The 22,168-nt window shown below is 70.6% G+C and carries 19 protein-coding genes; 6 read left to right on the top strand and 13 right to left on the bottom strand.

Annotated elements, in window-relative coordinates:
• Positions 1-1,345 (bottom strand): ATP-binding cassette domain-containing protein (locus ABEA43_RS13780; protein ID WP_345561727.1); only part of this gene is annotated, 1,345 nt, incomplete at its 3' end.
• A gap of 199 nt (positions 1,346-1,544) precedes the next feature.
• Between ABEA43_RS13780 and ABEA43_RS13775 the strand changes: the two genes are divergently transcribed.
• Positions 1,545-2,066, top strand: coding sequence for a snapalysin family zinc-dependent metalloprotease (locus ABEA43_RS13775; protein WP_345561726.1), 522 nt, complete (start codon positions 1,545-1,547; stop codon positions 2,064-2,066).
• Between the two features lie 490 nt (positions 2,067-2,556).
• Here ABEA43_RS13775 and ABEA43_RS13770 read toward each other — a convergent pair whose 3' ends face one another.
• Positions 2,557-3,816 (bottom strand): FAD-dependent oxidoreductase, encoded by a 1,260-nt coding sequence (locus ABEA43_RS13770; RefSeq protein WP_345561724.1) that lies wholly within the window; start codon positions 3,814-3,816, stop codon positions 2,557-2,559.
• 53 nt (positions 3,817-3,869) lie between these two features.
• On the opposite strand from ABEA43_RS13770, the gene ABEA43_RS13765 reads away from it, so the two are divergent.
• Positions 3,870-4,562, top strand: coding sequence for a TetR/AcrR family transcriptional regulator (locus ABEA43_RS13765; protein WP_345561722.1), 693 nt, complete (start codon positions 3,870-3,872; stop codon positions 4,560-4,562).
• 120 nt (positions 4,563-4,682) lie between these two features.
• On the opposite strand, the gene ABEA43_RS13760 is transcribed toward ABEA43_RS13765, so the two are convergent.
• A complete protein-coding gene (locus ABEA43_RS13760) occupies positions 4,683-7,130 on the bottom strand; it encodes a glycoside hydrolase family 3 N-terminal domain-containing protein (protein WP_345561720.1) in 2,448 nt (815 codons plus the stop codon).
• A 258-nt stretch (positions 7,131-7,388) separates the two neighbouring features.
• Here ABEA43_RS13760 and ABEA43_RS13755 point away from each other — a divergent pair, with 258 nt between their 5' ends.
• Entirely contained in the window at positions 7,389-7,781 is a 393-nt protein-coding gene (locus tag ABEA43_RS13755) for a peptidase inhibitor family I36 protein (protein WP_345561718.1), read from the top strand.
• Here the strand turns inward: ABEA43_RS13755 and ABEA43_RS13750 are convergent, their stop codons facing one another.
• Entirely contained in the window at positions 7,782-8,372 is a 591-nt protein-coding gene (locus ABEA43_RS13750) for a TetR/AcrR family transcriptional regulator (RefSeq protein WP_345561716.1), read from the bottom strand.
• Between the two features lie 84 nt (positions 8,373-8,456).
• Between ABEA43_RS13750 and ABEA43_RS13745 the strand changes: the two genes are divergently transcribed.
• Both ABEA43_RS13745 and ABEA43_RS13740 read left to right on the top strand, forming a co-directional pair.
• A complete protein-coding gene (locus ABEA43_RS13745; protein WP_345561714.1) occupies positions 8,457-9,491 on the top strand; it encodes a saccharopine dehydrogenase NADP-binding domain-containing protein in 1,035 nt (344 codons plus the stop codon).
• Positions 9,488-10,330, top strand: coding sequence for an NAD(P)H-binding protein (locus ABEA43_RS13740; protein WP_345561713.1), 843 nt, complete (start codon positions 9,488-9,490; stop codon positions 10,328-10,330). The genes ABEA43_RS13745 and ABEA43_RS13740 overlap by 4 nt, the downstream gene beginning before the upstream one ends.
• A gap of 51 nt (positions 10,331-10,381) precedes the next feature.
• Here ABEA43_RS13740 and ABEA43_RS13735 read toward each other — a convergent pair whose 3' ends face one another.
• The 9 genes from ABEA43_RS13735 to ABEA43_RS13695 form a co-directional block, all read right to left on the bottom strand.
• On the bottom strand, positions 10,382-12,097 hold the full coding sequence (locus ABEA43_RS13735; RefSeq protein WP_345561711.1) for an ABC transporter family substrate-binding protein: 1,716 nt from the start codon (positions 12,095-12,097) through the stop codon (positions 10,382-10,384).
• Positions 12,094-14,163, bottom strand: coding sequence for a dipeptide ABC transporter ATP-binding protein (locus ABEA43_RS13730; RefSeq protein WP_345561709.1), 2,070 nt, complete (start codon positions 14,161-14,163; stop codon positions 12,094-12,096). Before ABEA43_RS13730 ends, ABEA43_RS13735 begins: the two co-directional genes overlap by 4 nt.
• Positions 14,160-14,999, bottom strand: coding sequence for an ABC transporter permease (locus ABEA43_RS13725; protein ID WP_345561707.1), 840 nt, complete (start codon positions 14,997-14,999; stop codon positions 14,160-14,162). The genes ABEA43_RS13730 and ABEA43_RS13725 overlap by 4 nt, the downstream gene beginning before the upstream one ends.
• 1 nt (position 15,000) lies before the next feature.
• A complete protein-coding gene (locus tag ABEA43_RS13720) occupies positions 15,001-15,978 on the bottom strand; it encodes an ABC transporter permease (RefSeq protein WP_345561706.1) in 978 nt (325 codons plus the stop codon).
• Positions 15,979-16,323: 345 nt separating this feature from the next.
• On the bottom strand, positions 16,324-17,310 hold the full coding sequence (locus ABEA43_RS13715; protein ID WP_345561705.1) for a phosphotransferase family protein: 987 nt from the start codon (positions 17,308-17,310) through the stop codon (positions 16,324-16,326).
• A 96-nt stretch (positions 17,311-17,406) separates the two neighbouring features.
• Positions 17,407-18,651, bottom strand: coding sequence for a four-carbon acid sugar kinase family protein (locus ABEA43_RS13710; protein WP_345561703.1), 1,245 nt, complete (start codon positions 18,649-18,651; stop codon positions 17,407-17,409).
• A 19-nt stretch (positions 18,652-18,670) separates the two neighbouring features.
• Entirely contained in the window at positions 18,671-19,939 is a 1,269-nt protein-coding gene (locus ABEA43_RS13705) for a RuBisCO large subunit C-terminal-like domain-containing protein (protein WP_345561701.1), read from the bottom strand.
• Complete coding sequence (locus ABEA43_RS13700) at positions 19,936-20,589, bottom strand: aspartate/glutamate racemase family protein (RefSeq protein WP_345561699.1); 654 nt, start codon at positions 20,587-20,589, stop codon at positions 19,936-19,938. Before ABEA43_RS13700 ends, ABEA43_RS13705 begins: the two co-directional genes overlap by 4 nt.
• Complete coding sequence (locus ABEA43_RS13695; protein WP_345561745.1) at positions 20,586-21,266, bottom strand: FadR/GntR family transcriptional regulator; 681 nt, start codon at positions 21,264-21,266, stop codon at positions 20,586-20,588. Before ABEA43_RS13695 ends, ABEA43_RS13700 begins: the two co-directional genes overlap by 4 nt.
• A gap of 158 nt (positions 21,267-21,424) precedes the next feature.
• Between ABEA43_RS13695 and ABEA43_RS13690 the strand changes: the two genes are divergently transcribed.
• Positions 21,425-22,141, top strand: a complete 717-nt coding sequence (locus tag ABEA43_RS13690) for a FadR/GntR family transcriptional regulator (protein WP_345561697.1) — start codon at positions 21,425-21,427, stop codon at positions 22,139-22,141.
• The last annotated feature ends 27 nt before the right edge of the window (positions 22,142-22,168 follow it).

Here is a 22,168-nt window from a genome sequence, read left to right as displayed (position 1 = left end):
CTTCGGGGCTGACGGTGGTCAGGTCGGTGTCGTCCCAGTGGACGGTGCCGGTGTCGGGTTCGTACAGGCCGGACAGGATTTTGGCGAGGGTGGTCTTGCCGGAGCCGTTCTCGCCGACGAACGCGATCACCTCGCCGTGTTTGATCTCGACGGACACGTCGCGCAGCGCGGGCTCCTCGGCGCCGGGGTAGGTGAAGGAGACCGACTGGGCGGAGATGCGCTCGAACCGCTCGGGGACGGCGGCCGGGCGCGGGCGGGTCAGGCGGCGTTCGGCGTCGGCGCAGAACTCCAGGAAGTCGGTGAAGTAGAGGCCCTGCTCGTAGAGGCGGTTGGTGGCGAACATGAGGCTGCTGAGCGAGCTCTGCCCCGACCTGATCGCGAGAACGGCGGTGCCGGCGACGGCGAGCGGGATCGCCGCCGTGGCCACCAGGATGCCGAGCGCGACGTAGACCAGGGCGGCGCCGAGCCCGCCGAGCGCCTCGCCGACCAGCCGGGCGAAGGTCTGCCGTTTGGCGAGCGAGAGCATGACGTCCTGCTCGGCCTTGGCGACCGCGTCGTACATGCGCAGCAGGAAGCCGCGCATCGTGAACGAGCGGACCTCCGCCGCCGGGTCACGCTCGGCCAGCAGCTCGGCGATGATCCATTTGCGGCGGCGGGCCGGGATCAGGCTGCAGACGGTCGCGTAGCGCATGCGCGCGCTGCGGACCGCGGCCCAGGCGTCGGGGAGCACCGCCAGCAGCAGGAGCGGGAGCAGCACCGGGTGCAGGACGCCGAGCACGCCCGCCACGGCGGCCAGGCCGACCAGGGCCGTCACCACGTCGACGGCCGTCGTCACCACCCAGTCGGCGGTGGCCAGGCCGCGGTTTCTGGCACGTTCCAGGGAGTCGTGGAACTCGGGGTCGTCGTAGGAGACCAGCTCCACGCGGCTGGTCAGGCCGTAGAGGCGCTCCTCGGACAGCCGGGCGATCTGCGGGGTGAGGCGCGACTGGGCCCAGCCCGCACCCGCCTGCACCGTGGTGCGCAGCACCGCCGCGGCCCCCACCAGGGCCAGGCTGGGCAGGGCCGCCATCACACGGTCGGGGGTCGGGCCCTCACTGAACAGCGCGGTCAGCACGCCGGTGGTCGCCAGCAGCCCGAACGCGGTGAAGACCCCGCCGAGCAGGTTGAGGATGATGGTGGCCAGGGTGTCGCGGGGGCTCGCGCTCCAGGCCATCCGCATGGCCTGGCTGACGAGTGAGGGCAGCCGCCTGGCGATGGTCAGGAAGCCGGCCTCGGCGACCTTGTCGGTGTGGGCATGCCAGTCGGAGACGGAGATCTCGCCGAGTTCGAGGGGCTCATCGGGCATGCATAGAGTGTGCCCTTGAACACTGACAGTTTCCCTTCCGCGTTCAGGTGCGTGCGCGATCGTGATGTCGCGTGCTGAGCGGCTGGCAGGCCAACTGCCGATGAGGGCCCATATCACCGTGATAGAGGCGATCTGACATCTCTCCTGGACGAGGGGGCGCGCGTACCGTGACGGCACCCCCAACTCCGGAGGAGGCTCCGTGCCAAGACCTCTTCGTCTCGCGCTCTCCCTCATCCTCACCCTCACCTTCCTTCTGGTCACCTCGCCCGCGCAGGCCGCCGCCCTGGTCAGGGTGCTCAGGTACGACGCCACCCGGGCGGCCGAGTTCGTGAGCGCGGTGGACCAGGCGGCGCAAGTCTGGAACTCCAGCGTCAGTAATGTCCGGCTCGTCGCAGGGACGCCCGCGAACTTCGTGGTGTACGCCGACAACGGCTGGCCGCGGGCGCTGCCCACCAGCCTGGGCCGCGGCACGATCTGGATCGGCCGGCAGGCCACCTCCCAGGGCTACCATCCGGTACGCATCGCCGCCCACGAGATCGGCCACATCCTCGGGCTGCCCGACCGGCGGACCGGGCTCTGCTCCGATCTGATGTCGGGGTCCAGCGCGAGTGTGAGCTGCGCCAACGCGAACCCGAGCGCGGCCGAACGGGCCGAGGTGGATCGCAACTTCGCCGGGGCCACGCCGCTCGTGGAGTTCGACCGCTTGCACGTGGATCGCTGAGTGCACATGGATCGCTGATCGCACGTCGATCGCTGATCGCACGTGGACCGCTGATCGCACGTCGATCGCTGATCGCACGTCGATCGCTGATCGCACGTGGACCGCTGATCGCACGTCGATCGCTGACGAACCGCACCTGACGGGCGGCGGACGCCTTGCGCGTTTGCAGCGGCCGCCGCCCTACGCCACCGACGCCTCGCCAGGCTTCACAGGGACCGCCGCTCCAGCCTTCCCGTTCCTGCGATCCGAAAGGGTGGCATGAAGGAAGTGTCACCTGGTCGTGGGCACGTTCGGCCTGCTCATGATGGGTCGTGGGCACGGCTGCCGGGCAGCTCGACCGCGACGTCACCCGGGAGGCTGGTGGAGTGGGCCCGGCGCTTCCTGCGGCTCGCTCTGAAGAGCTTGGCTGAACGGCCTGGTCAGACCGCGCTCAACGTAGTCGCGAGAAGGTGGATCGCCGAGAGGTCTCTGGTGCTCTCGCTCTTGGCGGTCAGGACTGAACTTCGTCGAAGAGGGCGATGGCTTGGGCGGGGTCCGGGCTCACGAGGCGGTCCAGACCGGCCATCGTGAACTTCGCCCGATTGCTGGCCCGTGCCCACATCTGTTCCTCGAAGGCGTGGACGGCCTTGTCCAGGTCGCCAGGGCTGGAGGCGGCGACGACGGACTCGGCGAGTTCGGCGCCTTCCAGCATCCCGAGGTTCGCGCCCACCCCCAATGGGGGCATCAGGTGGGCGGCGTCGCCCAGGAGCGTCACGCCGGGGACGTGGGTCCAGGTGTGGGACGCGGGCAGGACGTAGAGGGGGCGGTGGGCGAAAGCGGTGCCGTGGCAGAGGAGGTCGAGGACGGGAGCGGCCCAGCCGTCGAACAGGGCCAGCAGGCTTGATCGCACGGCCTCGACGTCGCCCAGGTCCAGGCCGGCGTCCGTGCTTGCGTCCATGCTGTCGTCCATGCCTGTGTCCCGGCCCGTGCCCACGCCCGTGCCCACGTCACGGCCCGTACCCGTGCCTGCGTCCTGGCCCGCGCGGCCGTTCAGGCCCAGATGCCGGTCCGGGTTCGTGTGCCAGTCCAGTGGCGCGCGGAACTGGGCGTACACCTTGACGTGGCCGCCGCTGTTGCGCTGGGCGACGAGGGCGCGGTTCACGCCGTACACGGCCATGGATCCGTCGCCGATCAGCCGGGCGAGGTCGGGGTGGCGGGTGTCGACGTCGTCCAGGGAGGTCTCGACATAGGTGACGCCGGTGTAGTGCGGCGTCGCGGACGAGAGCGCCGGGCGGACCCGGGACCAGGCGCCGTCCGCGCCGACCACGAGGTCGAACGTCTCCTCCCGCCCGTCCGCGAAACGGACCAGCACGCCATCCCGCGTCCCCGGCACCACCTCCGTCACGCCCCGCCCCCACTGCACGTCCATGGGGCCGAGCAGCAGGTCACGGAGCTGCCCGCGGTCGATCTCGGGATTGGCCCGCTCGTCCGGACGGGGTCGCCAGTCGCGGAGGACGGTCCCGTCCGTGTCCAGGATGCGCATGGCCTGCCCCTCGGGACGGGACAGCGCGTGGTACTCCGCCAGCAGCCCCGCTTTGTCCAGCGCGAGCTGGCCCAGCTGGTCGTGCAGGTCCAGCGTGCCGCCGGGGGGGCGGGCGTCGGGGGCGGAGTCGCGTTCGAGGATGGTGACGGGGTGGTCGTGGCGGTGCAGGACGCGGGCAAAGGTAAGACCGGCGGGGCCGCCGCCGACCACAGCGATACGATGTCTCATGTCGATATACTGTATTTGACAAATACACTGTATCGCAACAGTACGATGCAACCATGACTGTGTGGGACCGGCCTGAGCCGCCGACTCGCCCTGCGCCGCTCGACCGGGAGCGGATCGTCGCCGCCGCCATCGCGCTGGCCGACGAGGGCGGGCTGGAGGCGGTGTCGTTGCGCAAGGTCGCCGCCCGGCTGGACGCCGGCCCGATGCGGCTGTACGGATACATCTCCACCAAGGAGGAGTTGTTCGACCTCATGGTGGACGAGGTCAACGCCGAGATCCTCCCCGAGGAGCGGCCAGGCGACTGGCGGGAGGCGCTGCGCGGCCTCGCCCACCGCACCAGGCAGGCCGCCCTCCGTCACGAATGGCTGGCCGACCTGCTCGGCGGCCGTCCGGCCCTGGGCCCGAACGCCCTCGCCGTGAGCGAGGCCACGCTGATCGCCTTCGACGGCCTCGCCGACGTCGACACCGTCATGCGCGCCGTGGAGACCGTCAGCTCCTACTTCACCGGCGCGATCAGGCGCGAGATCGCGAATCTGCGGGCCGAGCGCGCCACGGGCCTGTCCAAGGACGAATGGCAGCGCACCTACGGCCCGTACATGACGAGGATCCTGGCCACGGGCCGCTTCCCGGCGCTGGCCAAGGCCGTGCACGACGCCACCCACGTGGACGCCGAGACGTCCTTCGCGACCGGCCTGGACTGGGTTCTCGACGCCGTGGCCGCCAAACTCGCCCGGCCGCCGGCGTGACGCTCCAGATTTCCAGGTGACAGGCGGCCCGCCTATGCGGTCAGGCGCAGGTGACAGCCTCTGAAGGCGTCTCCCGCCGGTACGGTCAGGCGCACCTGACAGACAATGAAGGCGTCTCCCTCAGACGCAGGTGTAGCCCGGCGGCACGCGGGTGTCGCCGTTGGGCCGGCCGGCCTGGAAGCCGAACGAGGTGCTGGCGCCAGGTGCGAGCGCCCCGTTGTGCGCGGCGTTGCGTGCGGTGATCGTCTGGCCGTTCGCGGTCAGGGTCCCGTTCCAGGAGCCGGTGAGGCCGTGGTCCGGCGGCAGGGTGAAGGTGACGGTCCAGGCGTTCAGCGCCGTCGTGCCGGTGTTGGTGACGTTCACCTGGATCACGTAGCCGTTGCCCCACTGGCTCTGCGTGGCCGCGGTGGCCGCGCAGCCGCCGGTCCCGCCGCCCGAGCCGGCGGTGGTCACGGACACCGTCGCCGAGCGCGGTGAGCGGTTGCCCGCCGCGTCCCTGGCGTACACGGCGAAGGTGTAGGCCGTGCTCGCCGACAGGCCGGTGAGCGCGGCCGAGGCGGTCGCGGGCGTGGCCACGGTGGTCTCCGCCGTGCCCTGCACGCGGACGACGTCGTAGCCGGTCACGCCCACGTTGTCGGTGGAGGCGGTCCAGGTCAGGGTCGCGGAGGAGGAGGTGACCGCCGCGGCGGCCGGGGTGCCGGGCGTGGTGGGCGGGCTGGTGTCCCCTTGCGCGGGCTCGTACGTCAGCCCGAACCCGTACGGGAACAGCGGCGTCTTGCCGTCACCCGAGTTGATCGGCTGCTGGGAGGCGCTGCTCATCCAGGTCATGGGCAGCTTGCCACCCGGCTGCACGGTCCCGAACAGCACGTCGGCCACCCCCTGCCCCTCGGTGCCCGGCAGCCAGGCGGCCACCAGCGCGTTCCAGCCGGGCAGCTGGGCGGCGATGTCGAGCGGGCGCCCGGAGACCAGCACCACGACGACGGGGACGCCGGAGGCGCGCAGGGTGGCGAGGGTGCTCAGGTCGGCGGCGTCCAGGCCCAGGCTTCCGGTGCGGTCGCCCTGGCCCTCGGCGTAGGGGGTCTCGCCGACCACCGCGACGGCGGCGCGGTAGGAGGAGTCGATGCCGCTGCCGTTCTGGCTGTAGGTGACGGTCGTGCCGGAGCCCGCGCCGTTCCTGATGCCCTGGAGGATGGTGGTGCCGGGCGTGATGGTGCCCGAGGAGCCCTGCCAGGAGATCGTCCAGCCGCCGCTCTGGTAGCCGATGTTGTCGGCGCTCTTGCCCGCCACGAAGATCTTGCCGCCGGTGGCGGCCAGGGGCAGGAGGTTGCCGCTGTTCTTCAGCACGACCTGGGACTTGGCGACCGCCTCGCGGGCCAGCGCGCGGTGGGCGGCGCTGCCCACGGTCGCGGTGTACGACCGGTCCGTCAGCGGCTTCTCGAACAGGCCCAGCTCGAACTTCTTGGTCAGGATGCGCCGGACCGCGTCGTCGACCCGGGCGGTCGTCACGCGGCCCGCCTGCACCTCGGCCCGCAGCAGGTCGATGAACTGCCGCCACGTCGTCGGCACCATGACCATGTCGATGCCCGCGTTGACGGCGGTGCGGACGTCCAGCCCGGAGGTGCCGGCGGCGCCGTCGATCTGGTCGATGCCGTTCCAGTCGGAGACCACGAACCCGGAGAAGCCCAGCTCGCCCTTGAGCACCGTGCTGATCAGGTACTGGTGGCCGTGCAGCTTGGCGCCGTTCCAGCTGCTGTAGGAGACCATCACCGAGCCCACGCCGCGCTCCACCGCGGCCCTGAACGGCGGCAGGTGCACGGCCCGCAGGTCGGCCTCGGACACCTGGGCGTCGCCCTGGTCGGCGCCGCCCGCGGTGCCACCGTCGCCGAGGTAGTGCTTGGCGGTGGCCAGCACGGAGCCTGACCCGTTCAGCGCCGTGCCCTGCAGGCCGGTGACGATCGCGGACATCGAGGAGGGCAGGTCAGGCGTCTCGCCGAAGGACTCGTACGTGCGGCCCCACCGGTCGTTGCGGGCCACGCACAGGCAGGGGGCGAAGTTCCAGTCGATGCCCGTGCCGGACACCTCCTCCGCGACGGCCCGGCCGATCCGCTGGGCCAGCGCGGGGTCACGGGTCGCGCCGAGCCCGATGTTGTGCGGGAAGATCGTGGCGCCGTTGACGTTGTTGTGGCCGTGCACGGCGTCCACGCCGTAGATCATCGGGATGCCCAGCGGCGTGGCCAGGGCCGCGTTCTGGAACGAGTCGTACATGTCGGCCCAGGACGCGGCCGTGTTCGGGGACGGCGCGGAGCCGCCGCCCGACAGCACGGAGCCGAGCCGGTACGTCGTGACGTCGGAGCCGCTGACCGAGCCGCGCTCGGCCTGCGTCATCTGGCCGAGCTTCTCATCCAGCGACATCCGGGACATCAGGTCGGCCACCCGGGTGGGGACGGGCAGGGCCGGGTCCTGGTACGGCGCGGCGGCCAGGGCAGGAGTGGGCGGGACGACCAGCGCGGCGGCGACGAGCAACGGCACGGCCGCCCTGATCGCCCACTGGTTGCGCAAGTTGCTCATGGCACGCTGCTCCGGGTCGGCTCGAAGGATTTGGGAGCGCTCCCACATCGGACTCTAGGTCACCGCCCGGCCCCAGCGGCCGGAGCCGCGCGAACCGCACCCCCGCACCAGGCAGAACAGCCTGAGACGGGTGAAAGTTTCACGCCGGGATTCAGCTCGCGGAGGCCCCACCCCCTTTCCCGGCAAGATCGATCCATGTATGTTCGATCGAAAGAAAGTTTCACCCATGGAGGAATGATGGGCAAGAAGCTTCACCTGTTGGCGTTACCGATCGCTGCCGCCGCCCTGGCCGTCCTGGCGAGTCCCGCCCAGGCGGCCGCCGGCTACGACCGTTGCCAGGATGGCTACTACTGCATGTTCTCCGGCCTCGACGGCACAGGGGACATCATCCAGATCCAGGACGACACGCCCGATCTGGCCGCCCTGGGCATGGCCGACCGGGCCAAGTCCGACTGGAACCGTACCGACTCGTTCATCCATCTGTTCTCCGAAGCCGACTACGGCGGTTGCGCGGCGGTGACGATCCCGCGCGACAAGGGCAACTTCTTCAGCTCGTTCCGCGACTTCTTCGACTCCGTCCGCTTCGACGGCCAGAACGGCCCGTCCTGCTTCGCCACCCTCAAGGGCTCGGTCACCGACTCGCACGGCTGATCACAGCCTGAGCGCTTCCAGGAAGCGGTCGGCCTCCGCGGCGAGCCGCGGCAGGTCGGCCGCCGGGTCGGCGGAGCGCGCCAGCAGCATGCCGGCCTCGCACAAGGCGCCGAAGACGAACTGCGCGCGTACGGGCAGGTCGCCGTCCGGCGCCTGACCCTCCGCCACGGCCAGCCGCAGGCCGCCGAGCAGGACGCGCAGCATGTGCTCGTACTCGATCTCGCGCACCGCCTCCCAGCCCAGCACCGAAGGGGCGTCCAGCAGCACGATCTGCCGGAACCCGGCATCGAGGCAGCGCGCAAGGAACGTGTGGCAGCCGCGCCGCAGCGCCGCCCACGGGTCGGGCTCCTCGGCGGCGACCTTCAGCAGCTCGCCGTCCACCGTCTCCAGCTCCGCCACGAAAGCCGCGCGGAACAGCGCCACCTTCCCGCCGAAGTGGTGGTAGGCGGCTCCCTTGGTCACCCCGGCCGCGGCGGCGATCGCGTCGATCGAGGTCTCCGCGTAGCCGCCGGCCCCGAACAGCTCACGCGCGGCCCGCACCAGCCGCGCCGTCGTCTCGTCGGAACGCTCTGCCTGGGTACGGCGGATCATCGTGCTCCCCATTGACTTGCATACTCGCGGTACGTAACTTCAGAGTTAGTTACGTACCCACAGTATGAATCATGGAGATGAGCCGTGTCCTCACCGTACATCGCCGTCTACGGCGCAACCGGCCACACGGGTCGCCTGGCCGCGGCCGAGCTGCGTGCCCGCGGCCGGGACGTCATCCTGGCCGGCCGCGACGCGGGCGCGCTGAAAGCCCTGTCGGACGAGCTCGGCGGCGTCCGCGTGCACCAGGCCGCGCTCGACGACCCTGCCGCGTTACGCGTGCTCGCGGAGCAGGCGGACGTGCTGATCCACTGCGCGGGCCCCTTCACGCACACCGGCAAGCCCGTCGCCCTCGCCGCGGCGGAGGGCGGCTGCCACTACGTCGACCACGCGCTGGAGCAGCATCACACGAAGTGGATGTTCGACTCGATGTCCGAGCCCGCGAAGCAGGCGGGCATCACCATGGTCACGGCCATGAGCTTCTACGGCGGGCTCGGCGACCTGCTCGCCGGGGCGGTGGCCGAGGGCCTGACGGACATCGACCGGGTGATCACCGCCTACGCGGTGACCGGCTGGCGCCTGACCACGGCGGCGAAGCAGACCGCCGAGCTGCTGTTCGCCGACACCCGGCGGATCACCTACGCCGGCGGCGCCCAGCAGGTCGGCTATGTCGAGCCGCGCAACGCCGTCTTCCCGTTCCCGCCGCCGCTCGGGCCGCGGACGATGATCGCCCCCGTCCCGTTCTCCGAGGTCGTCACCGTGCCCAGGCACGTAAGGACGCAGCAGGTGGAGGCACAGCTCACGGCGCACACGTTCGCGGAGGAGCAGGCGTTCACCAGCGAGAACGTGGACGCCGAGACCCGGGCGGGCTCGGACTTCACCGTCGCCGCCCAGGTGATCACGGCGGACGGCGGCCAGGCCGGCCAGGCCCGCGGGCACGACCTGTGGCGCATGAGCGCGCTGGCCTCGGTCGAGGCGGCCGTACGCCTGGCCGACGGCCGGGGCCCGGACGCCGCCGGCGTGTACAGCCCGGCCGAGGCCTTCACCGCCGAGCCGTTCCTGCGCGAGCTGGAGCGGCTCGGCCTGTTCACCCTCACCCTGCCGGGAAAGGCGGAGCGATGATCCTCGTCACAGGCGCGGCCGGCGGGCCGCAGGGCTCGACCGGACGGCACGTCGTTGACCTGCTGCTGCAGCGCGGCGAGTCCGTACGGGCCTTCGTGCACTCCGACGACCACCGGGCCGAGGAGCTGCGCAAACTCGGCGCGGAGGTGGTGACGGGCGACCTGCGGGAGATCACGTCGGTCCGCCCCGCCCTGCGCGGGATCAGGCGGGCGTTCTTCACCTATCCGGTCACCGCCGGGCTGCTCGACGCGACCGGCGTGTTCGCGGCGGCGGCCAAGGAGGAGGGGGTGGAGCGCGTCGTCGAGGTGTCGCAGCTGGACGCCTCGCCGGAGGCGCTCACGCCGCGGATGCGCCGCCACTGGGTCTCTGAGCAGGTGTTCGACTGGGCCGGGGTGGGCGCGGTGCACCTGCGGGCCGCGGTGTTCTTCGAGAACCTGGCGGCGGCGAGCTCGGGCGGCCGGCTGCCGCTGCCGCTGGGGCCGCGGGACACGCGGATCCCGCTCGTCGCCGGCGCCGACGTGGCCAGGGTGGGGGCGGGGCTGCTGCTCGATCCGGCGCCCGCCGACCCGGTGTGCCTGGTGACCGGGCAGATGGTCACGATCGGCGAGGCGGCCGGCGACCTCGGGCTCGAGTACGCCGACGTCCCGCCGGAGGAGTGGGAGGCGTGGGCGATGGAGAACTACCGGGACCCGTACACGGTGGAGCACCTCACGCACCTGTGGGCGATCTTCCGTCTGATCGGGTCCGGGGACCACCCGCTCTACCGGGTCACGGAGAGCATCGAGCGCTACGGTGGCCGCCCGCCGACGACGGTGCGGGAGTTCGCCGCCGGCAGATGAGGGAAGACCCCCGGCCGGGAATCGGCCGGGGGTCTTCAGCTGCTGGAGAGATCAGCCGGTGAAGCCGACCGCGGTCCAGTCGTAGTACTTGTAGCCACGGGCGCCGAAGTTGGCGACCGTCTTCTTGACGCCCCAGATCTCGGGACGCTGGTACAGCGGGATGGTGTGCACCATGTCCCAGATGAGCTTGTCCGCGGCGTTGGCCAGGTCGATGGCCTTGGCCGGGTCGGTCTCGTCCACCGCGGCCTCGATGGCCGCGTCCACGGCCGGGTCGCTGGCCTTCGGGAAGTTGCTCTCGGAGCCGGTCTTGTAGATCTGCGGCAGCGAGCCCAGCGGCAGCGGCGTGCCGATCCAGGAGAACGGGACGAGGTCGAAGTCGCCCTTGATGATGAAGTCGTTGAAGAACTTGTCGACGGGGACCGGGCGGATCGTGACCTTGATCCCGGCCTCCTTCAGCATCGCCTGGGTGAGCTCACCCTCGGTCTGCGCGGTCGGCGTCGCCGTCGGGATGACGAAGCTCAGCGCGAACTCCTTGCCGTCCTTCTTGCGGTACTCGCCCTCCTGCTTCCAGCCGGCCGCGTCGAGCAGCTGCTTGGCCTTCTCCAGGTTGTACTTGCCGAGGTCGCCGGAGTTGTCGACGTAGCCCTTGTGGTTGTTCATGAAGACGTGGTTGCCGAGCGTCTGCAGCGGCCACTCCATGTCCTTCAGGTCGGACTGGGTGATCACGTCACGGTTGATCGCGTACTGCACCGCCTGACGGACCGACTTGTCCTTCAGGAACGCGCTCTGGTTGTTGACCGTGATGTGCCGCCAGTTCGGGCTGAGCGCCTTGCGGATCTCCGCGCCCGGGACCTCCTTGGCCCGCTTCAGGTCGGCGGGGGCGCCCGCGGCGATCTCCGCGGCGTCGAGCTCGCCGTTGGCGAACGCGTTCACCTCGGCGGCCGGGTCGGGGATGGCCCGGTAGATCAGCTTGTCGAGCTTGGTCTTCTTGCCCCACCACTTGTCGTCACGCACGAGGGTGAGCGTCTTGGTGCCCTCGTCGAGCTTCTCCACCTTGAAGGGACCGGCGGTGGCCGGAATCTTCTGGTTGTAGTCCTTGTCGTACGCGTCCGGCGTCGCGAGGTGCTCGGCGGGGAAGAGGTGCGAGGTGCCGCGGTTGAACAGGCCCTGCCACTCCGGGTACGGCTTGCTGAAGGTGATGACGGCGATCTTCTCCGTGTCACCCTGCTTGATCGACTCGATCTTGTTCCAGCCGTCGGTGGAGGCGGGCTTGAACTTCTTGTTCTCGCCGTTGTTGGCCTTCCACGCGGCCTCAAGGTCCTTCCAGGTCATCGGCTTGCCGTCCGACCACTGGGCCTTGTCGTTCAGCGTGTAGGTGACGACCTGCTTGCCGTCCACGGTCTCGTTCTTCACGTCGGTGACGTAGTCCGGGTTCGGCGTGAAGGTGGCGTTCTCGTCGGCCATCATGAGCTGCGGCATGATCGGGTCGAGCATCGTCGCCGTGTCGGCCTGGTTGCCGTCCACGTGGTTGCCGTTCCACTGCGTCGGCCACTGCCCGATCGCCAGGGTCAGCGTGCCACCGTCCTTGACCTGGTCATATGGGACGGGGTTGATGCTGAAGGCCGGGGTCTCCGCCATCTGCTGCTGCGCCTGCTGGGACTGCTCGGCATTGGGCTTCTTGGCCTCGCTGCCGCCACCGCCGCCGCAGGCCGCGACGGCCAGGGCCAGGACCGAGAGCCCGGCGGCCGCACGGTATCGAACGTTCACTCTTCCTCCTGATTGTCCGAGGCCGTGATGACCTCGACTTCCTCCGCGTAATGGCAGGCTGCGCCGTGATCGACGGCGTTCGCCAGCCGGGCAACCGAGGGCTCCTCGTCCACACACCGCCGCCGCTCCGCCTCGCTGAGCTGGACGAACTTGGGACAGCGGGTGCGGAACCTGCATCCAGACGGCGGGTCGGCCGGACTGGGCAGGTCGCCTTCGAGCAGGATCCGCATGCGGGTGCGTTCCATCTCGGGGTCGGGCAGGGGGATCGCCGACAGCAGAGCCTGCGTGTACGGGTGCGCGGGATGGTCGTAGACGTTCTCGACCGTCCCGATCTCGGCGATCCTGCCCAGGTACATGACGGCCACGCGATCGGCCAGATGCCGGACGACGGCCAGGTCGTGGGCCACGAACAGGTAGGACAGCCCCAGCCTGTTCTTCAGCTCCTCCAGCAGGTTGATCACGCCTGCCTGGATGGACACGTCGAGCGCCGACACCGGCTCGTCCAGCACCAGCAGCTTCGGCTCCAGCGCGAGCGCGCGGGCGATGCCGATGCGCTGGCGCTGGCCGCCGGAGAACTGCTGCGGGTAGCGCTCCGCGTGCTCGGGCGAGAGCCCGACCAGGTGCAGCAGCTCAGCGACCTTGGCGGCGACTTCCTTCTTGCCGTGCGCGCGCAGCGGCTCGGCGACGATGTCGCCGACCGGCATGCGCGGGTCGAGGGCGGCCATCGGGTCCTGGAAGACGATCTGCACGTCGCCCCGGAGCGACTTGCGCCCGGACTTGCCCAGCTTGGCGCTGTCCTTGCCGAGCACCACGACGCGCCCGCCCTGCGGCGGTTCGAGCTGCATGATCTGCTGCAGCGTGGTGGTCTTGCCGCAGCCGGACTCGCCGACCAGGGCCAGCGTCTCGCCTTCCGCGATGTCGAAGCTGATGCCGTCGACCGCGAACACCGTGCCGACGCGGCGCTTGAAGATCGCGCCCTTCATCAGCGGGTAGTGCCGGATCATGCCGTCCAGCTCCAGCACCGTGGCGCGCTCGGCGCGCGGGACGCGGACCACCTCGTTCGGCGGGATGACCGGGATGGGGAACACGTCCGCGCCGGTCAGGCCCTTGTGCTCGATCTCGTGCGAACGGATGCAGGCCACGTGGCGCCCGCCGCCGAACGGCGTCAGCGGCGGCTCCTCGTCGTCGCACATGTCCACCTTCATCGGGCAGCGCGGTGCGAACGGGCAGCCTGGCGGCAGCGACGAGGGCGAGGGCGGGTTGCCCTCGATGGGCACGAGCGGCCCCTCCTCGCCGTCGACCCTGGGGATCGAGGCGAGCAGACCCATCGTGTACGGCATCCGCGGCCGGTAGTAGATGTCGTCCACCGGACCCTGCTCGACCGGCCGGCCCGCGTACATGACGAGAACCCGGTCGGCCATGCCCGCGATGACGCCCAGGTCGTGCGTGATCATCACGATGCCGGCGCCGGTCTCCTGCTGCGCGGTCTTGAGCACCTCCAGGACCTGCGCCTGGATGGTCACGTCGAGCGCGGTGGTCGGCTCGTCGCAGATCAGCAGGTCGGGGTCGTTGGCGATGGCCATGGCGATCATCGCGCGCTGCCGCATGCCGCCGGAGAACTCGTGCGGGAACGCCTTGGCCCGCAGGCTCGGGTTGGGGATGCCGACCAGGTCGAGCAGCTCCACGGCGCGCTTGGCGGCCTTGTCCTTGCCGATCTTCTGGTGGACGCGGACGGCCTCGGCGATCTGATCGCCGATGGTGTAGACGGGCGTGAACGCCGACAGCGGATCCTGGAAGATCATGCTGATCGTCTTGCCGCGTACCTTGATCTGCTCGTCTTCCTTCATGCCGAGCAGCTCGCGGCCGTGCAGCTTGACCGAGCCGCTGACCACGGCGTTCTGCGGCAGCAGGCCCATGACGGCGAGCGAGGTCACGGACTTGCCCGAGCCGGACTCGCCGACGATGCCGAGCACCTCGCCGCGTTCGACCTCGTAGCTGACGCCGCGGACGGCCTCGATGCCGCCGGAGAAGGTGACGGTGAGGTCCCTGACCTCCAAGATGCTCACGAGTTGCTCCCCGGGTCGAGTGCGTCACGCAGTCCGTCGCCGATCAGGTTCACGCTCAGGACGAGCGCCACCAGCAGCCCTGCGGGGAAGGCGAACAGCCACGGGTAGCCGGTGGCGTTGCGCGATCCTTCCGCGATCAGGGTGCCGAGCGAGACGTCGGGCGGCTGGATGCCGAACCCGAAGAAGGACAGCGCCGCCTCGCCGATGACCGCGCCGCTGACGTTGAGCGTCGCGTCGATGATCAGCAGGGAGGACAGGTTGGGCACGATGTGCCGGAAGATGATCTTCCAGCGTGGGATGCCCATGTAGAGGGCGGCCAGGACGTACTCACGCTCACGGAGCGAGAGCGTCATGCTGCGGACCACTCTGGAGGTGATCATCCACGAGAACGCCGCGAGCAGCGCCACGAACCAGAGCCAGGAGCTGTCCTTGAGCCGCGGCGAGATGATCGCGATGATCAGGAAGCTGGGCAGGACCAGCAGCAGGTCCACACCCCACATGAGCGCCCTGTCCGCCCAGCCGCCGAAATATCCGGCGAAGGCGCCGACCATCGCGGCCAGGCCGGTGGAGATGAGCGCCACCAGCAGGCCGATGATGATCGACTTCTGCATGCCGCGCAGCGTGACCGCGTACATGTCCTGGCCGATCGTGGTGGTGCCCCACCAGTGGTCGCCGTCGGGCGGCGACAGGAAGGCCAGGAAGTCCTTGTCCGTCCAGTCGTACGCGCCGAAGTACGGACCGATGTAGGCCAGCCCGACCAGCAGGATCAGACCGGCGAAGCCATAGCGGGCCTGCCTGTTGCTCAGCAGGCGCCTGAGGACGACTTTCGATCGCATGTCAGCCCACCCGCACCCGAGGATCGAGAGCCGCCACCAGCAGGTCCGACAGGAAGGCGGCGGCGAGGACACAGACGGCGGCGAAGAAGGTCACCGCGGCGACGGAGTTGACGTCGTTCTGGTTGATCGAGTCGACCAGCCAGGCGCCCATCCCGTGCCAGGAGAAGATCTTCTCGGTGAAGGTTGCTCCGGTGAACATCGTTCCGAACGCGAAGGCGAAGTAGGTGGCGGACGGGATCAGCGCGGTGCGCAGCGCGTGCTTGATGAGCGCGGTCCTGCGGCGCAGGCCCTTGGCCATGGCCGTGCGGACGAAGTCCTGGCCGAGCACGTCGAGCATCATGTTGCGCTGGATCCGGCTGTAGAAGGCCATCGAGCCGAGGCTGAGCGAGATCGTCGGCAGGATGAGGTGGTTCAGCCGGTTGACGAGCTGGTCCCAGCCCGAGAGCCGGGGGTTGTACTCGCCGGTGTACTCGATCAGCGTGAACCCCAGGCCTCTGTTGAGGTTGTACGTGGAGATCGCCAGCAGGGTCGCCAGCACGAACACCGGGATCGCCATGATCACGAATGAGCTGACCCCGATTAACCGGTCACTGAGCTTGTACTGCTTCACCGCCGACCACGCCCCCAGCGCCACTCCCACGGCGAAGCCGAGGAGCGTGCCGATGAGCAGCAACCGGGCGCTGACCATGATCCGGCGGCCCATCTCGTCGTTGACGGAGCCCCCGTTCCAGGTCTTGCCGAAGTCGCCGGTGATGACGCCCTTCGCCCAGGTCGCGTAGCGCACGAGCACGGGGGTCTTGTCGTTCAGGTTGTAGGCATCAAGCGTGGCGTCGATGACCGACGCGGCAACCGGAGGCTGCCGCCCTTCGTACGCGGATCGCGGGTTCATGGTGGTGGCCGCGAGCATGTACGCCAGACTGGCCGCGATGGCGACCAAGATCACGTTTATTGCCAACCTGCGAAGCAGGTACTTGCCCATTACTCTCCGTTCGCGCTGACCGGGGGCGCGGACTTCCCACTGGAGAGGCGCCCCCGCAACGAAAACCCATCTCGCATCGTGAGATTTCCACGTGACGTCGGGATGGCGATCAACGCGCAGAATATATGTAAAAATGTAACAGTCAGAAACGGTTCGGCGTAACGGTCAGGTCACTCACTATTGATCGACAAGGTCCCGACTGAACCCGTAAACCACCCCTTCGAGCTGCTGAAATGTCAGACATTTCACGCCTTCTGACAGCGCTGACACGGGGTGTTGTGTCACAGGATCCGGACAAAAGTTACCGATTACACAAAGTGATCGACTTCACTTTTGATCACTGCCTCAAGTGAGCTCGGCGAGCACCGCTGCCACGGCCTCATAGGAGTTTCCGACGGCGTCGGCGTCGCCGTGGCGGTGATACTCCAGGCGGACGGCGCCGAGGTGGCGAATCTCATACACGTGCGACCGCCACACGGCCGCCGGCCTGCGGTCCCGCTCCCCGTACGCCTCCCAGAACGCCAGCCGCTCGTCCTGCTTGGCCGACGCCATCCGGATCGGCCAGTCCGCCGCCGGGTCTCCCCACGAGGTGCGGTCCAGGTCGAACACCCCGGTGATCACCGGCTCAGGGGCGTTCTCGGCGATCATGATGTTGACCGTCCACAGGTCGCCGGTGAGCAGGCGGGGCTCGGTGATCTCGTCCAGCACGGCGTGGTGCTCGGCGGCCAGCGCGGCGGCCTTGCGGAGGTCGGCGGCCTCCAGTCCGGCCGCGTCCAGGTCGGCCGCGATGTCCTGCAGCGACTCGGTCACCGCCTGGCTCCACGTGGCATGGACGGGGTGCGCGACGGTGCCGAACCCCGGGCCTCGTACGGCGTGGACCGTCTTCGCGATCTCGCCGATCCGCCGGTAGAAGGCCGTCCAGGACGGGCGCGGGTACGTGCGCAGCCGTTCGGCGGCCGGGACGCCGTCGAGCAGGCTCTGCACCAGGTAGTCGCGGCCGACCAGGTCGTGGGACCAGTCGGCCGCGATGACGCGCGGCATCAGCGGCGCGATCACGGCGAGGTGGGGCACGGTGGCGTACTCGTTGCGCATGAACTCCCGCTCCGAGCGGAACTGCCGGCCCGGCTCGGGGGCGAACCGGATGATCACCGGCCGCTCCTGGCCTTCGACGGTGACGCGGAACGTGCTGTTGTACATGCCCAGGCCCAGCTCGGTGGCCTTCGACACGCGGCCGGCTGGGCCGAAGACGCGGTGGCAGACCGCCTGGAGCTGGGCGGCGGTCACCGGTTGCTGGAACGCCTGGGCGGGGCGCTCGATCGGCTGGAAATCCATCCGCCCATCCAACCGGACGCGCCCCAGTGCACCGGTTCGCCTTACGCGGGGCAGGCGTACCGGACGACCCGCACGTACGCGGGGCCGGGTCGCCGGTCAGCGTTCCAGGGTGGTGCCGGCGGCGGCCCGCAGGAAGTAGTCGGTCCCGCCCACCTGGCCTCCCTTCAGCGCCACCTCCAGCCCGTCGCACGCCGGGTCTTCTGCGGACAGCACGCACACCGGGCCGCCCGCCGCCAGCGTGGCGACCACGTCCAGTGAGCGTGCGCCGAGTGCGGCCACCACCTGGCCCGAGGTGTCGCCGCCCGCCACCACCAGCCGCCGCACCAGCCCGGACCGTACGGCGTGGGCGGCGACGCGGCCGAGGAGCCGCCCGATGGCCGCGGGGTCGCGGGCCGGGCCGCGGGTCGTCTGGACGATGGTGTGCCGCCCCGCGCGCAGGCTGTCCTCGGCGAGCGCGACGACGTCCGGGGAGGCGTCCAGCACCAGCCAGCCCGCCCGTTCGGCCGTGTCGATCTGGCGGGCGGTGATCGCGGACCTGCTCCCCGAGACGACCAGCACCGGCGCGACCGGCCCCAGCACCCCGCCCCCACCATCCCCCCGCCCGGAGACGGGAGGCGTGGTGTGTTGTGCGGAGGCGAGGGCGTAGCTGAGGCCGCCCGAGCCGACGCACCACAGCGGGCCCTCGCCGGACCGGTCGGCGAGCAGCAGCCGGCCCAGGGCGCGGACGTGCGCCTCGGTCATCGCATCCGCGACGAAGGCAGCGTCCCCAAGAGGCCCGGAGTCCCCGGACCTCGCCGAGTACGCCTCCCCCGTCGGATCCGCCGGCAGCCAGCCGACGGGTCCCGCGCCCTGTTCGGTCAGGCGTAGCCGGAGGTCGGCCTCGGTCGCCGGAGTGACCGGGTGGTCGCGCATGGGCGGGTACCGGTCGAGCCGGTGCACCTCGTCCCCCACCCGTACGAAATGGGTGCCGAACCACGTGTACCGGCCCAGCTCCGGCTGCGCCGCCAGCACCGGCACCGGGCGGCGGGCCAGGCCCTCGCGGTGCAGGGCCGCCACGACCGCGCCGATGCTCCCGCAGGACGGCGAGGAGTCGAAGGTCGAGCAGACCTTGTACTGGATGACCAGCGGCCCCAGCTCCGCCAGGGCCCGGAACGCCGGCAGCACCACCGCCGCCGGGTCGCCCGACGCCCTGGCGGTGGTGGCGAGGCCGATGACGTCGTCCCTGGAGTGCAGCTCGGCCACGTCCGTGACCAGGGAGCCGGTCAGGCCGAACCGCCTGAACTGCCAGAGCGCGTCCGTCGCCCCCGTGAAGTCGTCGGCGACGAAGGCGAACAGCGTCATGAGACGATCACCGGGCGCGTCACCTGTGCACCACCCCGCCGAAGTGCTCCAGGGCGCGGGCCAGCTCCGGCTCGTCCACCTCGTGCAACGGCACCCCCGCCACCGCCGCCGCCCACGCCTGCCGGATGCTGGTGATGCCCGCCGCCGCCCCGTCCGGATGTCCCAGCACCCCGCCCCCGGCCAGGACGAGCAGGTCGGTGGTGCCGGTTCGCTCCAGCGCGACCGGCGCGGTGCCCGCCCACTGGGCCGACGACAGCACGGGCAGGCACGGGAAGCCCCCGAGCAGCGGCTCGCGCACCGCGCCCACCATGGCCGTCACCTCGTCGTCCGTGACGTAGAACTTGCTGTGGAACCCCCCGCAGTGCAGGTGGTCGATCCCGGTGAGCCGGGCCAGCTTCTGGTAGGCCACGTGCCCGATCCCCAGCCCGGGATGCCGGGCCAGCGCCCCGATGCCGGTCACGTGCGCGTGGATGGGCACCCGGGCGTGCCGCCGCAGCATGGCGACGGCGGGGAAGCCGACGACGTTCAGGTTGACCATCACGCAGGTGCCCCCGGCCGCCACCACCAGGTCGTGGTTGCGCAGCATCCGGTCGGGCTCGTCGCTGATGTTGAAGGCGTACATCGGCCGCCGACCCGTCCGCCGCTCCACCTCGTCGAGCGCGGAGGTCACGGCGCGGATCCGCTGCGGCAGCGGGGCGGGCGGGCAGTCGCCGTTGACCTCGTCGTCCTTGATGAAGTCGGCCCCGGCCAGCCCCAGCTCGCGCACCAGGTCCACGTAGTCGGCGGGACGCAGGCCGACGTTCGGCTTGACGATGGTGCCGATCAGCACGCCCTCCGGCCGCCCGGTCAGCCGCCGCGTGCCCTCGACGGCGAACCGGGCAGGCAGGTACGCCTCCCCGAAGGCCGCGGGCAGCTCCAGGTCCACCAGCTTGAGGCCGGCCAGCTCGCGCAGCTCGTACAGGTTGCCGGAAACCACCGGGAACAGGTTCGTGAGCGAGGGCCCGGTGTTCTCCAGCGGGAAGCCGATCCTGACCAGGGCCGCGCGGAGCGGCCCGTCGCCCCGCGCGCCCGGGAGCGCGTCCACGAGGGGCACGGGGATCTCCGTTAGCTCCAGCACTATGGCGCCGTGCCGGGCGCGCAGCTCGTCGGTCTCACCGCGCACGCTGACGAACGTGCCGGTGCTCTGCTCCCCCGCGATCGCGCCGACCGCCTGCTCCAGCGGCAGCCGGGTGAGGATCCGGTACGTGGCGACGGTCAGCTCGCGCCCCCCGGACGTCTCCTCGCTCATCGGCAGAGCTCCGCCGCCAGGTGGTCCATGGCGAGCGGCGGGCTGGCCAGGACGGGCACCTTCGACTCGACCGTGCCGGCCACGCGCGCCATCGACGCCTGGGCCAGCACGATCACGTCCACCTCCGCGCCCAGCTCGGCGAGCGCGGCGGCCACGCGGGCGTCGTGGGTCGCGGCGTCACCGCCCATCAGCGCCTCGAACGCGCCCTCGCACAGCCTGGCCGTCAGCTCGATCTCGGCGCCCGCCGCCGCGGCCCGCCTGCGTACCAGGTCGGCGGTGGGGTCGAGGGTGGTGGCCAGGGTGGCGAGCACGCCGATCCTGCGGCCCAGCGCGACGGCCCTGTCGGCCATCGGCTGGTCGACCCTGGTCACCGGCACGCCGGTCAGCGGCTCGGCCGCCTCGACCGCCGCGCCGATCGAGGAGCAGGTCACCAGGATGTGGTCGGCCCCCGCGGCCTCGGCGGAGCCGATGTGCCCGGCGACGCGGCGCGCGGTCTGCGGCGTGAGGCGGCCCGCCGCGATGGTGTTCTTGATCAGGCTGTCGTCGACGATGTTGAACGTCTCCACGCCGGGCAGCCGCTCGGCGCACAGTTTCGCGAACACGTCGACCAGCGTCGCCGAGGTGTGGATCAGTCCCAGTCTCTTCGTCATGGCCTCTCCATCCGGGGGTGCGTGAACAGGTCGTGCCAGACCTGGAAGTGGTCGTCGCTGGCCTGGCCGGCGGCGTTCTCGTCGCCGGCCAGCAGCGCGTCGTAGAGCGGCCGGTGCGCCGCCACCGAGACCTCCTTGTCGCGCGGGTGGGTCTTGAGCCGGTCGCGGCGCTGGCGCACCGCGCGGAACAGGACGCCGGTCATCGCGTCGGCGAAGAAGGTCAGGGCGGCGTTGCCGGTGGCGTGCAGGAGCGCCTGGTGGAAGGCGAAGTCGGCGCGGTCGATGTCCTCGCCGGTGACGGCGGCCTCCATGTCGGCCAGCGCCTTGCCCACGTGGGCGATCGCGATGGGGTCTCCCTTGCGTGCCGCCTCCCTGGCGGCCTGGCGCTCCAGCGCCACGCGTACCGAGTGCAGGGACTCGATGCTGAGGTGGCTGGCCGACAGGGCCAGGTCGAGGGCGAACTCCAGGCCCTGGGGGGCCAGGCGCTGCACGTACGTGCCGGAGCCCTGGCGCCTGCGCAGCACGCCGAGCCCTTCGAGGAGCTGCAGGCGGTCGCGCAGCGCCGTGCGGCTGACGCTCAGCCGCTCGGCGAGCTCACGCTCGGGCGGCAGCCTGCCGCCCTCGCCCAGCTCGCGGATCAGGTCCGCGAGGGCGTCGGAAACGGGGTCTGTGCCGATGTCGATCCACCTCGCCCGGCAATTGGTAGTACCACTTTGCAGGAAGGTACTACCAAGTGTGCGAAATGTTAAGTGCTCATGACTTCATCAGATGAAACTCGAACTTCATCGGATGAAAGGTCTATGAAAAGCCGGGCTCGCCCGATAGCGTGCCGAGCGTGGCAACAGATCCCCAGAGGGACGCCGCCCGGCATGTCCAGGTGGTTCAGACCCTCGGCGCCCGCATCGTCAGCGGGGCCCTGGCTCCCGGCACGGCCATCCCCATCGAGGAGGAGCTGGTCGGTGAGCTGGGCGTGGGCCGCTCCGCCGTACGGGAGGGCGTGAAGGTCCTGGCCGGCAAGGGCCTGCTGGAGACCAGGAGGAGCGCGGGCACCATCGTGCGCCCCCGCGAGTCCTGGAACCTGCTCGACGCCGACGTGCTGGCCTGGCGTTTCGTCCCCGAGCCGGCACCCGGGGACATCCAGGTGCTGGCCGACCTGCGGGTCGCGCTGGAGCCCGGCGCGGCCAGGGTCGCGGCCGAGCGGGCGGACGCGGCGGCGGTCCGGCGCATCGACGAAGCCCTCGCCGCGCTGTACGCGACCGCCGACGACCCCGAGCCCTTCATCGAGGCGGACCTGGCCTTCCACAAGGCGGTGTTCGCCGCCGCAGGCAACGACCTGCTGCTCTACATCTACGACATGATCAGCATCGCCCTGCGGTCCGTGCGCCAGGTGCACACCCGCTCGGTGGCGCACAACAAGGAAACGCTGCCCGGCCACGAGCGGGTGGCCGTGGCGATCAGGCGCCGGCACCACCGCAAGGCCGAGGATGCCATGCGCGACGTGGTCGAGGTGGCCCGCGCCGACGCCGAGCAACACGTACGACTCTGCTGCTAGAACCTCCGCCGCTGAAGAATCCGCTGC

It is taken from the genome of Nonomuraea rosea, assembly GCF_039539705.1.
In the GTDB taxonomy this organism is placed as follows: Bacteria; Actinomycetota; Actinomycetes; order Streptosporangiales; family Streptosporangiaceae; genus Nonomuraea; species Nonomuraea rosea.
This window is presented reverse-complemented; position numbering and strand designations above follow the sequence as displayed.